The 12,721-nt window shown below is 71.4% G+C and carries 11 protein-coding genes and 3 pseudogenes; 9 read left to right on the top strand and 5 right to left on the bottom strand.

Features of this window, described 5'->3' with window-relative positions; all coding sequences use genetic code 11:
* Positions 1-206: 206 nt before the first annotated feature.
* Positions 207-908 (bottom strand): annotated as a pseudogene (locus ACH4SL_RS13865) (response regulator transcription factor); the annotation flags it as partial.
* A gap of 1,009 nt (positions 909-1,917) precedes the next feature.
* Here ACH4SL_RS13865 and ACH4SL_RS13870 point away from each other — a divergent pair.
* The 5 genes and pseudogenes from ACH4SL_RS13870 to ACH4SL_RS13890 all read left to right on the top strand — a co-directional run.
* Positions 1,918-2,596: pseudogene (locus ACH4SL_RS13870) on the top strand (glycosyltransferase family 2 protein); the annotation flags it as partial.
* A 290-nt stretch (positions 2,597-2,886) separates the two neighbouring features.
* Positions 2,887-3,915, top strand: a complete 1,029-nt coding sequence (locus tag ACH4SL_RS13875; RefSeq protein WP_398445337.1) for a DUF2064 domain-containing protein — start codon at positions 2,887-2,889, stop codon at positions 3,913-3,915.
* Positions 3,909-4,583 (top strand): class I SAM-dependent methyltransferase, encoded by a 675-nt coding sequence (locus ACH4SL_RS13880; RefSeq protein WP_398444820.1) that lies wholly within the window; start codon positions 3,909-3,911, stop codon positions 4,581-4,583. Before ACH4SL_RS13875 ends, ACH4SL_RS13880 begins: the two co-directional genes overlap by 7 nt.
* Positions 4,584-4,759: 176 nt before the next feature.
* On the top strand, positions 4,760-5,089 hold the full coding sequence (locus tag ACH4SL_RS13885; RefSeq protein WP_398444822.1) for a hypothetical protein: 330 nt from the start codon (positions 4,760-4,762) through the stop codon (positions 5,087-5,089).
* 250 nt (positions 5,090-5,339) lie between these two features.
* The gene (locus ACH4SL_RS13890) at positions 5,340-5,804 is read left to right on the top strand and encodes a VOC family protein (protein ID WP_398445339.1); all 465 of its coding nucleotides are present in this window, start codon (positions 5,340-5,342) and stop codon (positions 5,802-5,804) included.
* Here ACH4SL_RS13890 and ACH4SL_RS13895 read toward each other — a convergent pair.
* Together ACH4SL_RS13895 and ACH4SL_RS13900 are read right to left on the bottom strand one after the other, a co-directional pair.
* Complete coding sequence (locus ACH4SL_RS13895; RefSeq protein WP_398444824.1) at positions 5,744-6,091, bottom strand: hypothetical protein; 348 nt, start codon at positions 6,089-6,091, stop codon at positions 5,744-5,746. The two genes, ACH4SL_RS13890 and ACH4SL_RS13895, sit on opposite strands and share 61 nt — an antisense overlap.
* A 29-nt stretch (positions 6,092-6,120) precedes the next feature.
* Positions 6,121-7,020, bottom strand: coding sequence for a radical SAM protein (locus ACH4SL_RS13900; protein WP_398444827.1), 900 nt, complete (start codon positions 7,018-7,020; stop codon positions 6,121-6,123).
* 540 nt (positions 7,021-7,560) lie between these two features.
* Between ACH4SL_RS13900 and ACH4SL_RS13905 the strand changes: the two genes are divergently transcribed.
* From ACH4SL_RS13905 to ACH4SL_RS13915, 3 genes and pseudogenes are all read left to right on the top strand, one after another.
* The gene (locus tag ACH4SL_RS13905) at positions 7,561-8,304 is read left to right on the top strand and encodes a helix-turn-helix domain-containing protein (RefSeq protein ID WP_398444829.1); all 744 of its coding nucleotides are present in this window, start codon (positions 7,561-7,563) and stop codon (positions 8,302-8,304) included.
* 3 nt (positions 8,305-8,307) lie between these two features.
* Complete coding sequence (locus ACH4SL_RS13910) at positions 8,308-8,778, top strand: NUDIX domain-containing protein (protein WP_398444831.1); 471 nt, start codon at positions 8,308-8,310, stop codon at positions 8,776-8,778.
* Positions 8,779-9,097: 319 nt separating this feature from the next.
* Positions 9,098-9,729, top strand: a pseudogene (locus ACH4SL_RS13915) (transposase); the annotation flags it as partial.
* Between the two features lie 291 nt (positions 9,730-10,020).
* Here the strand turns inward: ACH4SL_RS13915 and ACH4SL_RS13920 are convergent.
* Entirely contained in the window at positions 10,021-10,617 is a 597-nt protein-coding gene (locus ACH4SL_RS13920; RefSeq protein ID WP_398444834.1) for a DUF6461 domain-containing protein, read from the bottom strand.
* Positions 10,618-11,126: 509 nt separating this feature from the next.
* Here ACH4SL_RS13920 and ACH4SL_RS13925 point away from each other — a divergent pair.
* Entirely contained in the window at positions 11,127-11,606 is a 480-nt protein-coding gene (locus ACH4SL_RS13925) for a hypothetical protein (protein WP_398444836.1), read from the top strand.
* A gap of 606 nt (positions 11,607-12,212) precedes the next feature.
* On the opposite strand, the gene ACH4SL_RS13930 is transcribed toward ACH4SL_RS13925, so the two are convergent.
* A complete protein-coding gene (locus ACH4SL_RS13930) occupies positions 12,213-12,689 on the bottom strand; it encodes a hypothetical protein (protein ID WP_398444838.1) in 477 nt (158 codons plus the stop codon).
* Positions 12,690-12,721 lie beyond the last annotated feature (32 nt).

The raw sequence follows: 12,721 nt of genomic DNA on the forward strand, positions 1-12,721 counted from the left end.
GGCGGGGGCGTTTCCGCGGGGCCGGGGGCGTTGTCGGCCGGGGGCGGCGGCGCGGGGTGGCCGGGGCCGTACGGCACGGGGGCCGCCTCCTGCGCGGGGCCTGGCGGGGGCGTTTTTGCGGGGCTGGGGGCGTTGTCGGCCGGGGGCGGTGCGGGGTGGCCGGGGGCGTACGGCGCGGGGGCCGCCTCCTGCGCCAGGCCCGGCGGGGGGTCGAAGCGGTAGCCGACGCCCCACACCGTACGGATCAGGCGGGGGGCCGCCGGGTCGTCCTCGATCTTCGCGCGGAGGCGGCGGACGTGGACGGTCACCGTGGACAGGTCCCCGAACTCCCACCCCCACACCACCCGCATCAGCTCCTCGCGGCCGTGAGCGCGGCCCGGATGGGCCAGGAACCAGGCCAAGAGGTCGAACTCGCGCAGCGTGAGGGTCAGCTCGGCGGTCCCCTTCGTGGCGCGCCGCGCCTCCGTGTCGACGGTGAGCCCGGCCGCGCGCAGCACACCCGCGGGCCCCGTCGGGGCGCCCCGCCCCGAGCGGGCCCGGCGCAGCACGGAATCCACCCGCAGCACCAGCTCGCGCGGGCTGAACGGCTTCGTGACGTAGTCGTCCGCGCCCATTTCGAGGCCCGCGATGCGGTCCTCCTCGTCGCCGCGCGCCGTGAGCATGATCACCGGCAGCGGGCGGTCGGCCCGCAGCCGCCTGCACACCTCCAGGCCGTCGATGCCGGGCAGCATCAGGTCCAGGACGACGAGGTCCACCGCCCCGGCGGCGGCCTCGGCCAGCGCGGTGGGCCCGTCGGGGGCGTGCAGGGCGGTGTGCCCGGCCCGGCGCAGGTAGCCGGTGACGACCTCCGCGACGGTCGGGTCGTCGTCCACGACCAGGATCCGGGCGGGTGCTGCTGGCGTACTCATGCGTCCAGCCTCGCACCGGGGCGCGGCGACCGGTTGCCCCCGGGGGCGCCGCGCGGCCCGGCGTCCGCGTTTCGTAAGGAGTCCGTGTCCGCTATGTCCGCGGGGAATTCCTACGGTGGCGGGTGTGAGATCTCAGGGAGTGGACGCGACTGTATGCTGCGCTGTGCCTCCGGCGGATCGGGGTGGGGGCGCTGCGGCGCGGGCCGCCGTGCCCGCCCCCGGCGCGGGGGGCGTCGCGGACGCGGGGGCTTCTGCTGGGGCGGGGGGTGGTGTTTCCGCTGGCGCGGGGGGTGTTGTGGGCGGCGCCGCCGTGGGTGCCGTGCCCGCCCCCGGGGCGGGGGGTGTCGCGGACGCTGGTGCTCCCGCTGGCGTGGGGGCTGTCGTGGGCTGTGCTGCCTCGGGCGTCGTGCGCGTCGCGCTGGGCCCTGGGGCGGGAGCTGCTTTGCCGAGCGTTGTCGGAGGCGCTGTCCCTGGCGTCACGCCCGCCGTGGCGGGCCCTGGGGCGGGGGGTGTCGCGGACGCGGGGGCTCCCACTGGCGTGGGGGCTGTCGTGGGCTGCGCTGCCCCGGGTGTCGTGCGCGTCGCGCCGGGCCTTGCCGCGGGGGCTGTCGTGGACGCTGCCGCTCCTGCTGGTGCGGGGGGTGTCGTGGGCGGCGCCGCCGTGGGTGCCGTGCCCGCCCCCGGGGCGGGGGGCGTCGTGGACGCTGGTGCTCCCACTGGCGTGGGGGGCGTTGTTGGCGGCGCTCCCTCGGGCGTCGTGCGCGTCGAGCCGGGCCCTGGGGCGGGGGCTGCCTTGCCGGGCGTTGTTGGCGGCGCTGTCCCGGGCGTCATGCCCGCAGCGGGGGGCCTTGGCGAGGGGGCTACCGCTCCCGCTGGCGCGGGGGACGTCGTTGGCGGTGCCGCCCCGGGTGTCGTGCGCGTCGCGCTGGGCCCTGGCGCCGGGGCCGTCGCGGGGGCTGCCGTGCCCCTCGCCGCCCCGGGCCGAGGCGGCGGCGCCGCGCAGACCCTCGTGGACGTCGTCCTCCCGTGCCTCGACGAGGCCGAGGCGCTGCCCTGGGTCCTCGCCCGTATCCCCGCCGGATGGCGCGCCCTCGTCGTCGACAACGGCTCGCGTGACGGCTCGCCGGAGATCGCCCGCCGCCTGGGCGCGGTCGTCGTCCAGGAGTCGCGGCGCGGGTACGGGGCGGCCTGCCACGCCGGGCTGCGCGCGGCCACCGCCGACATCGTGTGCTTCTGCGACTGCGACGCCAGCCTCGACCCCGGCCTGCTCACCGGCTTCGTCCGGACGGTCGCGGGCGGCGAGGCCGACCTCGTGCTCGGCCGTCGCCGCCCGGCGACACGCGGGGCCTGGCCCGTGCACGCCCGCGCGGCCAACCTCGCGCTGTCCGTCCTCCTCCACCGCCGTACGGGCCTACGCCTGCACGACCTCGGCCCGCTGCGGGCCGCCCGCCGCGAGGCGCTCCTCGGCCTCGACCTGACCGACCGCCGCAGCGGCTACCCCCTCCAGACAGTGGTGCGCGCCGCCGACGCGGGCTGGCGGGTACGCGAGCGGGACGTCCCGTACCTCCCCCCGGGAGGGCAGGTCCAAGGTCACGGGTACGTGGCGCGGCACCTGGCAGGCCGTACGCGACATGCGTGCGGTCCTGGCGGAGCCCCCGTACGCCCCCGGCGCGTCGGTGCCGGGGCAGGCGGCCCCCCGGGGCGCGGTGCCGGGCGGCGCGGCAGGGCAGGCGTCGGACGCCGAGCCCGGTGCGCGGGATGGTGCTTTGGCCCGGTCGCGGGAGCGCGGGGACGGCGGTGCTGCGCTGGGCCACGGCGCGGCAGGGCGCGCGTCGGACGCCCTGCCCGGCGCACAGGAGCGTGGCGGCGGCGGGGGCGTGCCCGACGCGCCCCTCAGCGGAACGGGAAGGGGCGGGCGGTGACGGACGTCGTGGTGATCGCCAAGGAGCCCGTCCCCGGGCGGGTGAAGACGCGGCTCATGCCGGACTTCTCGGCCGCCGAAGCCGCGGCGCTCGCGGCGGCCGCGCTCGCCGACACGTTCGCGGCGGTCGCGGCGACGCCCGCGCGGCGGCGGCTGCTCGTGCTCGACGGGCGGCCGGGCGCGTGGGTGCCGGACGGCTTCACGGTCGTCCCGCAGTGCGCGGGCGGCCTGGACGCGCGGCTGGCCGCCGCCTTCGCCGCGTGCGCGGGGCCCGCGCTGCTGATCGGCATGGACACCCCGCAGGTGACACCCGCGCTGCTGCGTACGGGCACGGACTTCGGCGCGTACGACGCGTGGTTCGGCCCCGCCGCGGACGGCGGCTTCTGGGCGCTGGGCCTCGCCGCCCCCGACCCCGCGCTGCTGCTCGGCGTGCCGATGTCCGTCGCGGAGACGGGCGCGGTGCTGGCGGCCCGCCTCCACGCGGCGGGCCTGCGCATCGGCCGCCTGCCGGTACTGCGCGACGTGGACACGGCAGCGGACGCCGCGGCGGTGGCGTCCCTGTGCCCGGGCGGCCACTTCGCCGCGCTGCACGCGCGGTTGACGGGCGAACGGGAACCGGCGGGCGGCGCGGGGGGTGCGGTCGTGGTGGCTCCGCGGGGCGGCCCGCGGATTCCTCCGGGGGCGGGCGAGGTCGCCGGGCCCGGGTCGGACGGTTCGGTGGGCGGGGGGTGGCGAGGAGCCGCTGAGCCCGGGGCGGAGGTCGCCGGGGCCGGGTCGGGCGGTTCGGTGGGCGGGAGGTGGCGAGGAGCCGCTGAGCCCGTGGCGGGCGGCGCGGGGGTCGGGGCCGTGGCGGCTCCGGCGGCCGGGGCCGGGTCGGGCGGTTCGGTGGGCGGCGGGTGGCGACACGCCGTTGAGCCCGCGGCGGGCGGCTCGGGTGTCCCGGCGGCAGCGGTGGAGGCTCCGCCGAGCGGCCCGCGGCTTCCTCCTGGGCGGGCCGGGGCCGCGGGCGGCGGGGCTGCCGGGCCCGGGCCGGGCGGCGGCGCAGGAGCGGCGGGCGAAGGCGCTGCCTGGAGGGCGGGGTGGTGAGAACGCGGGGCGGCGGGGTTGTCGTCGCCGGGGCGTGGGAGGAGGACGCGTACGAGCGGGCCTTGCGGGCGGGCGCGGGGCCGCTGTTCTTGCGGCGGGGGGACGGGTGGCTGCTGCCGTTGGAGGTCGAGCGGTGGCTCGCGGACGCGGACGCCGCCGACGAGAGTGTGCTGGCCCGCTGCCGGGGCGCCGTCCTGGACATCGGGTGCGGGCCCGGCCGGCTCGTCGCCGCGCTCGCCGGGCGCGGCCACCGCGTGCTGGGGGTGGACGTCAGCCCCGCGGCGGTGCACCGGACCGTGCAGCGCGGTGGCGCCGCGCTCCGCCGCTCCGTCTTCCACCCGCTGCCGGGGGAGGGCCGCTGGGCCACCGCCCTGCTGCTGGACGGCAACATCGGCATCGGCGGCGACCCGGCCGCACTGCTCGCCCGCGCCGCCGAACTCCTCGCGCCCGGCGGCCGGCTGGTCGCCGAAGCAGCCGCCGTGGAGGTGGACGAACGCTGCGAGGTCCGCCTCGACGGCGGCCGCGGCGACCTCGGCGCCCCCTTCCCCTGGGCCCGCCTCGGCCCCGCGGCCCTGCGCCGTACCGCCGACGCCGCGGGCTGGACCACGGCCCGCACCTGGCGCACCGCGGACCGCCACTTCGCCGAACTCCACCCGCCGCACGCATGACCCGCCCCCGCCCCCGCCTGCCGGGAGGGGACCGCACGACGAAGGGACGGCCCCCGGGCCGCAGGGCGGCAACTGCCCGTCAGCGGGCGGGCGTCCCGGAACCGGCCCGCCCGGCGGGGGCGGCGGCCGACGCTACGACCGCGCAGCTTCGCCAGATTGCCTGGCAGGATCTCCCCATGCCTGACGAGAAAGTCGACGCGCTTGCGCAGATGATGGCAGAGCACATGGCCAGGCCCTTCCCGCCCGGCTTCCGCGGCCTGTCCGTCGAGGGCTGGGACATGGTGATGCTCGACTCGGACGCCTACGCCTACGCCGCCTGCGTCCAGGAAGACCTGCTCGGCGAACAGGCCCACGCACGCCTGGCGCGGCTGACGTCGGCGTTCGGGAAGGTCCTTCCGGCGATCGACGACGAGTACGCGGCCACGTACTACACGCATCTGCACACCATGGTTGTGCTGTCCGCCGAGATCGAGAGCCTGCGCAAGATGCGGTCACCGCACTGGTAGGGCTTGGTCAGGTGCACCCGGGAACGGCGCGTCCGGACGAATCGTTGAGCTGTGGCGGTGCGCTGAGCGCTCGTGACCCTGGCTTGATTTTCAACCTCCGGCGGTGCTCGGACTGTGTCGATTGTCAGCGGGTGCTGCTATCTCTGGCAGCGTGACCAGCGAGGGCAAGGGCACCGGCCCGCAGAGGTTCGATGTCGTGCTCGGGCCGGAGGACGGCCCGTACGCGTGCCCGTGCTGCGGCTACCTGACGATGGAAACTCGTGGTGCGAACGAGACGTGTCTCGTGCAGTGTGTGGTGTTGGACTGTGCCGATGTCGGTGGGCTGTCCCGGTTCTACCAGTCGCTTCTCGGTGGTGTGGTGAACCAGCCGGATCTTCGGTGGTCGCTCGGCGACGAATGGGCGACGCTCCACACCGATGGTGGGTTGGTGCTGGCCTTCCAGTGGGTGGAGGACCATCGGCCACCGCGGTGGCCGGACCCCGCTCGGCCCCAGCAGTTCCACCTCGACCTGGGGGTCGAGGACCTGGATCAGGCTCAGGAAGGCGTCCTCAGGATGGGCGCCACACTGCTCGATGAAGGTGGCGGGAAGCGGAGCTGGCGCGTTTTCGCGGACCCGAACGCTCTCGCACGGACGGGGCCGCTCGGGTGTGCTGATCAGCGCTGGGCGTGCACGGGAGCATCCTTCGCGCGAAGCTCAGCCAACCGCCGCTGGTAAAGCGGTCCGGCCACGTGCGCCGCGCGTGCCTCGCTGGGGGCAGCCTGTTCGATCAGGTGGTGGGCTACGGCCTTGAGGTGGGCCGACCAAGCCAAGACGTGCTGTTGAGCGGTGCGACCGCATTCCTGCGGCTCCCCAGGGAGGCAGAGGGGAAGGGTCGGCCCGACCTTGTTCGCCGCGTGCCGGATGTACCCCGCGACCCTGGCCCACTCCTCTTCGGTGCGCTGCACGGCGTTGATGTTGCTGTCCGTGCCCCACCGGCCGAAGTCATCCCCGTGATCGTCCATTGGCGTTCTCCTGGTGATCTCTCAGCGTGTTACGCGGGTGTCCCGATCGTAGCCGCGCTGCCTGCCTCTTTCGGGTCGCAGTGCCCCACGGAGGGGACGCACGGACCGCACGGGCCGCACATCGGAAGGAATTGCGGCGGAGCGCACGCCTGAGCGCCTTCCCCGTGAACGGCAGTGATGTCCGCGAGAACGCCTGCCATCCGTTCCCCGCCCCATATCTCGGAAAGCGGAGATTCCATCACGTTGCCGATGGCAAGGAACCGGCCCAGCACGCACGGCCACACGTCGCCGGTCGGGCCGATGGCGCACTTCTCGTGTGCGCAGTGTCCGCACAAATCCCCGATGGTCGGCGCGGCCCCCTTGCTGGCCCGGCCGAAAGCACGCATATGGTCCCCACCGATGGTGCCGACTCCGAGCCCGGAAAGGTCGCTCACAGCCTCCTGTACACGCTGTCCTTCCCGAACGGCCACTACCCCCGCCCGGAGTGGGATACCGAGACCGAGAGCCTTCTTCACGTTCTCTCGCGTGCGCTTGTGAGAGCCGCGCAGCTTGGTTACCGCGTCGTGGTCGGCGTCATTGTCGGAGTAGTACGACATGGCGAGTTTCACGCCGCAGTCCGTGAACGTCTCCCATAGTTCGTCCCGGATATGGGACATATTCGAGAACACTTCCACGGAAAGACCGGCACTCCGCGCGTGCCGGATCAACTCCGGGAGGTGCGGGTACAGCGTCGGTTCCCCGCCGATGAACTGGACGTCCAGCGTGCCCATGCACGCAAGTTGGTCGATCACGTTCGCCCAGTCGGTGAGGGTCATGGTGCCGTGCGTCCCCTTCGGTGACGAGTCCGCGTAGCAGTGATCGCAGAACTCATTACACAAGCCTGTCACCTCCAGCCACGCAAATTTCAATTCGCTTTGGGTGGCTCTCATCCCGCAACTCCTAACGGTTGATGGCTTCGCCTAACGGTTTTCCTGTCACGCCGCCCGCACAGGCGGGGCAGAGTACTTTGAAGGTGTTATTGCATGTCTCGCAGCCGCAAAATCCGAAGCAGCCAGGGCGCCAGATTTGGCAGTGTCCTGCGCAACAGCCGCAGTATGTTGTCTCCTGGCTAGCCTTGTCTTCCCTCGGGTTAGCGGTCACGGTCGCCTCAGATGGCGCCTGATTTCCTCGGCCAGTTCTTCTGCGCGCTTAGCCAGATCCTCAAGAGAGGGAAGTGGATTTCGTCGCGCATCTTCTTCCGTCGGTAGTTCCGGGGGAATGTCGGCGCTCACTCCCCGTTCGCCCCGCTGCTGCCTGCCCAATAAGGTGGTCCATTCCCCCCCGGGGCCGGTCGCACGGTCGCGGGGGTCCTCACCTTGCGAGCGTCCCGGCAACCTGAGGACACAGGAACTACGGACGCGGGACATTTGGGGACGTCCCATGGTGGGTAGAACGTCCCTGCAAACGTCCGTGGCTTCGGGGGAGACTGAGTGCAGAACGAGCGGTTGAGAGCCGCCATGTCGGCGGGGGGCTGGACCCATGCCAGCCTGGCAGCGAAGGTGGAAGTTGATCCAAAATCGGTCGAGCGATGGGTCAACCTCGGCAGGACCCCGCGCCTAAGCACCGCCGCACGCGCCGCAGAGGCGATTGGGGAGGACGTGTTCACACTCTGGCCAAAACTTCGGCAACCACGCGCAGCAAGGGCCGTGAGTCCTGAACTGATCACGCTCTACGACAAGCGTGCCGATCTACCGGTTTCCACATTCATTGACCTATTCGTGCAAGCGCGTGAAGAAATTAGCATCCTTGTGTACGCGGCCGTTTTTCTCCACGAGGCGTATCCGCGACTTAACGACTTGCTGGCCGAGCGAGCAGCAGAGGGATGTACGGTTCGGATCGCACTCGGCGACGCCGACAGTCCGAATGTAAAGCAACGGGGTGCGGAAGAAAAATTCGGGCACGGGATTGAGTCCCGCTGCCGCCTGGCACTTATGCACTACCGTCCGCTTCTGCGCTTCCCTGGGATTGAAATCCGAACTCATGGGACCACTCTCTACAACAGCATCTATCGTGCCGATGACCAGATGTTGGTCAACGCTCACGTATGGGGGATGAACGCATACGCTGCGCCGGTGTGGCACCTTCGAGGGATAGGGGAAGGTGGGATGTTCGGCGGCTACGCGGAAAGCTTTGAGCAGGTCTGGAGAACAGCAAATCCAGTGCAGGAAGGTTGAGGAATGGCCCGAACCGAATACTACGATGATCCGGAAGCACCGAAGCCGAACAGCTTGGTAGTCGCGGCTTCTGCCGTTGTCACCGACGACGAGGGCCGTATCCTGCTCCAGCGACGAACGGATAACAGTCTGTGGGCACTGCCGGGAGGCGGCATGGAAATGACAGACTCACTCCCTGGGGCTGCTGTGCGCGAGGTCAAGGAGGAAACGGGTCTGGACGTCGAGATTACAGGTCTGGTCGGCACATACACGGATCCGCGTCATATCATCGCGTACACTAATGGGGAAGTGCGTCGACAGTTCAATGTGTGCTTTACGGCACGAGTAATCAGCGGGTCTCTCGCAATTTCCGACGAATCGACAGAGCTACGCTTCATCTCATCGGGCGAGATTGACCAACTTCCGATGCACCATACTCAGCGACTAAGGCTGGGACATTTCTTGGAGAATCGCAGCACTCCCTATCTAGGATGAGCGCACGCGTTTCACAATACGGAAGGACCCGTACCTACTCCATTCCTAAGGGTGGGTACGGGGCCTTCTGTCTATCCGTTCATGACTCCGGTAAGACGCGTGAAGGGCGGAGGCTTCCCGATTGCATCCGTCTCGCTCCCTCAGCCCCCGCTCTGTAGAGAGAGCAGAGGTTTCCCGCCCACCACGTCGGTCGGATCTTCCGGCCTGCTACCAGTGGTAGGGACCAAGGGACTGCGAGCCGCCACACGGGCGCTGACCTGCGCAGATCGCAGGTCACAACGCAGATCCCGCGCGTTGGCGGGAGGCGTTCGAGGTGGCCATGGGCCGGATCGCAGGCCGGTTCGCCCGGTACGAACCCCGCTTGCGGGCTGGGCGGTTGGTGCTGGGCCTGATGTCGGACCTGCCGCGCAAAAACTGCTGGACGATCGCCGAGTGGGCCAGGGAGGTCGGCGACCTGAAGAAGGGCACGCACACCGGCGGGGTCCAGCGCCAGTACACCTGCACCGCCGGGCGGATCGAGAACTCCCCAGGTCGCTGTCTATCTCGTCTACGCCGGCGTCCGGGGGCACGCGGCGGCGGACCGGGAGCTGTCCATCTTTCGTTCGTGGACCTGCGATCCGGACCGCTGACGGGCGGCCGGGCTCGGCGAGGACACCGTCTTCGTGGCCAAGCCGGAACTGGCCCGGGTAATGATCGAACGGTTCCTGGACGCGGGACATCACGTTTGCTGGGTGACCGGCGACGAGGTCTACGGCGGCAACTCGAAACTGCGGAGTCATCGACCTCACCGAAGCGGCACCGGGCCGCCACCAACTGCTGATTCGCCGCAACCGCACCGCCGCTGAACTCGCCTGCTACCGCTGTCACTCCACCACGCCGGCCCCCTCGCCGTCCTGATCAGGGTCCGCAGGTTCCAGATGGCGAGTGGAGGAAACCTTATGTCCTGGTCAGCGGTTTGGTGGCGGTGAGTGTAGCCGTGCCGTTGTGGTTTCGTGGACAGGTCGCACGAAGGTGTGCCCCGGCGTATGCGGGATTATGTGCACGGGCTGCTCGGCCCCGGTGGGCCGCAAGAACAGCTGGCAACTTGCCGAGTACACAGGCCATTCGGCCCCGCATCGGCTGCAGCACCTGCTCGCGGGAGCTCGCTGGAACGCAGACCAGGTCCGCGACGACGTCCGAACCGGCCCCGCCCGCAGCCTGGCGGCGCTTGTCCGTCGGCCCGGGCGCGAAGGGCGATCGCCTCTACGACTGGGCAGCCGCCCGCCTCCCAGCGCGCAGGTGGTACATCGGCAGCTCTCCGTACAGTACCTGACGCCGCGGCAGGTGCAGGCCGAAGTGGTCCTCGATCGCGAGCATGGTCAACCGCATCCCGCGCTGGTCCAGTTGCGGCCCGGAGGGTAGGACGCCCAGCGCCTCCAGTTCAGGGACGAGCAGGCCCGGTTTCGTACCGTACCGCCGTGCTTCGTCGCCCACGCCGAAGCCGGTGACGTACGCGCCATCCAGGTAGTGACGGAAAAGCGAGGGCGGGCTCCACGGCGTCAGCTGGAAGTTGACGGCAGCCACGCCACCGCGTGACACCGCGACAAGGCCGCCCGCGGTCGCGCCGACGGCGTCGCCGTACTCCACCGCGAAGGCCCACCCGGCTACCTCGCCCACCCGGGCGACGCAGCGCGCCCCGCGGCCCAGCGCCTCCTGCGCGTCCTGCGCCGAGCCGGGGCGGGCTTCCCGGCCAGGAACGGAACCGAGTCGCGCGGCAAGCGCGGCGGGCGGTATTCCGCTCGCGAAGGTCACACAGTCGACCAGATACGGCTCCAGCAGCCACCCGATGCCGTCAGACACGGCTGTTCCCCTCCACCGGTGGTGATCTCCGTTCAGGCAGCAGACTCGCACACGGTACTGACAGGCCGGAGGTGTTCGTGCCGAGGTGCCGGAATCCTCGCCGGACGCGATAGCCCGCGAGGAGCGGTGGGTCAGTCTGGGTGGAGCAGGCCCAGGAACGTGCGCGGGCGATGCCTCCGGTCCCGGTAGCGGGCACCGCGTCGCCGAGCCGTTCTGCTCGGCGGTTGTCGGCGGGGCCTGCGGCTGCGTCCTTCCAGCGGATCTCTGAAACTTCTGAAGCAGCGATGCGCCGAATTCCGCTTTCCCTGCCTATTAAATCTGGACATGTTCGTGGCCGATACGACATCTTGTGTCGGAGAGGGGCGCAGGTGAACATGAGGAGTCCGGCTGGCAGTGGGGGAACAAAATTGCAGTCGGATTTCAACCAGTGATCAGCAAGACCAGGGGGAATTTTGAAGTTCAAACGTCTGTCAACAGCCATGGCCGTTACTGCCCTTGCGGTGGGCGGCATGGCGACCGGCGCCGCCTCGGCCAGCGCCGCACCGGCCAACAGCGCCGCCGCGAACGCCGCCGGCAACGCGGCGACCCTGTCGGGTGCCAGCATCTGCTACCAGGCGCACATCCAGGACGAGGGATGGCTGGGCTGGGCGTGCGACGGCCAAGCTGCGGGAAGCGTGGGACTGTCGCTGCGCCTGGAAGCCCTGAAAATCAACGTGGTCGGCACGGGAACGGTCTGTGCGCAGGCACACGTCCAGAAGCTGGGGTGGACGACGAAGAAGTGCACCTCCGGGCCCGACATCACCATCGGCACCACCGGCCGGAGTCTCGCGATCCAGGCCATCCGTCTCTGGCGGGAGGACGCGGAGATCGGGGCTGACGCGCACCTTCACGGCACAGGCTGGCAGGGCTGGAGGACGGGGAACTACATAGAGGTCGGGACCACAGGCGAAAGCCGCCCGATGGAAGCCATCGAAATCGCCGTGGAGTAACTGAGCCCAGGCCGGGTGCCCCAGTGACTTGACCGTTGGGGCACCCGGCCATAGGCGCTACGGCGGAATACCTGACTCCGATGTGGGGCCCGCCGGGTGGGAATTCCGAGTAGTACACAGGATGATTCCCACCCGGCGGAGCGTAGCTCTCCCACGCTGTGTGCCTGGAGATACCGAGCGATTCGCCGATCTGCAACCAGGGGTGATCCGGGCAGCTGGCACACCCGTTGTCGCCGCTGGTTGTTCGGTCCTGCTCTGCGGGCTGCTCCTGCGGGAGCTCCACGCGGATGGTGCCGGCCGCGGCATTGAACTCGGCCTGGGTGACCTCTCGGTACCCGTCCGAGGCTGGGCTTGCCTGGTTTCGGCGCTCTGGCGGGAAGTGCGCTGATCGGGCGGACCGCGGCCGCCCTCGCGCTCCTCGTTCTCGTCCGAGCCGACCCGCCACGGTCGGACGCGCAACCTCCTGACCCCGACGAGCCGTTCGTGCTCCCCAGGCAGGGCCTGGTCCGGCGCACCGACCTCCACCGCCCCCTGGTCGCCGCCGCCTGGGCCGCGACAGGGCTCGGCGAGCCTGGGGCGTGATGTCCGGGGCGCCGGGCGGGCCCGTCAGCGGGGGCGGGAGGTACGGGCCGCGGACCGGCGGGCGTGCCGGGCGCGCAGGGCTGCCGTGGCCGCCGCCGTGAGGGCCGCGAGCGCGGTCGCTGCAAGGAGTACGAGCAGGTTGCGCGCGTACGGCAGCGGGAGGACGGACGGGTTCGCCGTGGGGCGGGGGCGGAGCAGTGCCGGGAGGGTGAGGAGCAGCAGGGTGCCGCCGGTGAGCAGCGCGGTGCGGACCGCCTTCCGTGCGGGGAGCCGTGTGACGAGCAGGCCTGTCAGCAGGACGAGTGGCGCGATCGCCGCGTCGTGCAGCAGCACCGCGCCGGCCAGCCACTCCAGGACGGGGTACGGGTCGGGGAGTTGGGCGAGGCGGCGGGCGCCGACGGCGAGGAGGAAGAGGCCGGGCGCGGCCAGCGCCGCGCGCAGCCAGAACATCCGCGGCACGCGGCGCTGGACCCGTGCGGCGAGCCGCCTGCCCGCGCTCACGACGGCCCGCCTGGCGCGGGAGCCCGAACGGC

This window comes from Streptomyces sp. NPDC021020, assembly GCF_044333285.1.
In the GTDB taxonomy this organism is placed as follows: Bacteria; Actinomycetota; Actinomycetes; order Streptomycetales; family Streptomycetaceae; genus Actinacidiphila.

Coding starts and splice junctions, on each gene's coding strand:
- ACH4SL_RS13875 (WP_398445337.1), top strand. CDS start 2,887: ATGCCGGACTTCTCGGCCGCCGAAGCCGCGGCGCTCGCGGCGGCCGCG.
- ACH4SL_RS13885 (WP_398444822.1), top strand. CDS start 4,760: ATGCCTGACGAGAAAGTCGACGCGCTTGCGCAGATGATGGCAGAGCAC.
- ACH4SL_RS13890 (WP_398445339.1), top strand. CDS start 5,340: ATGGAAACTCGTGGTGCGAACGAGACGTGTCTCGTGCAGTGTGTGGTG.
- ACH4SL_RS13895 (WP_398444824.1), bottom strand. CDS start 6,091: ATGGACGATCACGGGGATGACTTCGGCCGGTGGGGCACGGACAGCAAC.
- ACH4SL_RS13900 (WP_398444827.1), bottom strand. CDS start 7,020: ATGAGAGCCACCCAAAGCGAATTGAAATTTGCGTGGCTGGAGGTGACA.
- ACH4SL_RS13910 (WP_398444831.1), top strand. CDS start 8,308: ATGGCCCGAACCGAATACTACGATGATCCGGAAGCACCGAAGCCGAAC.
- ACH4SL_RS13925 (WP_398444836.1), top strand. CDS start 11,127: ATGGCGACCGGCGCCGCCTCGGCCAGCGCCGCACCGGCCAACAGCGCC.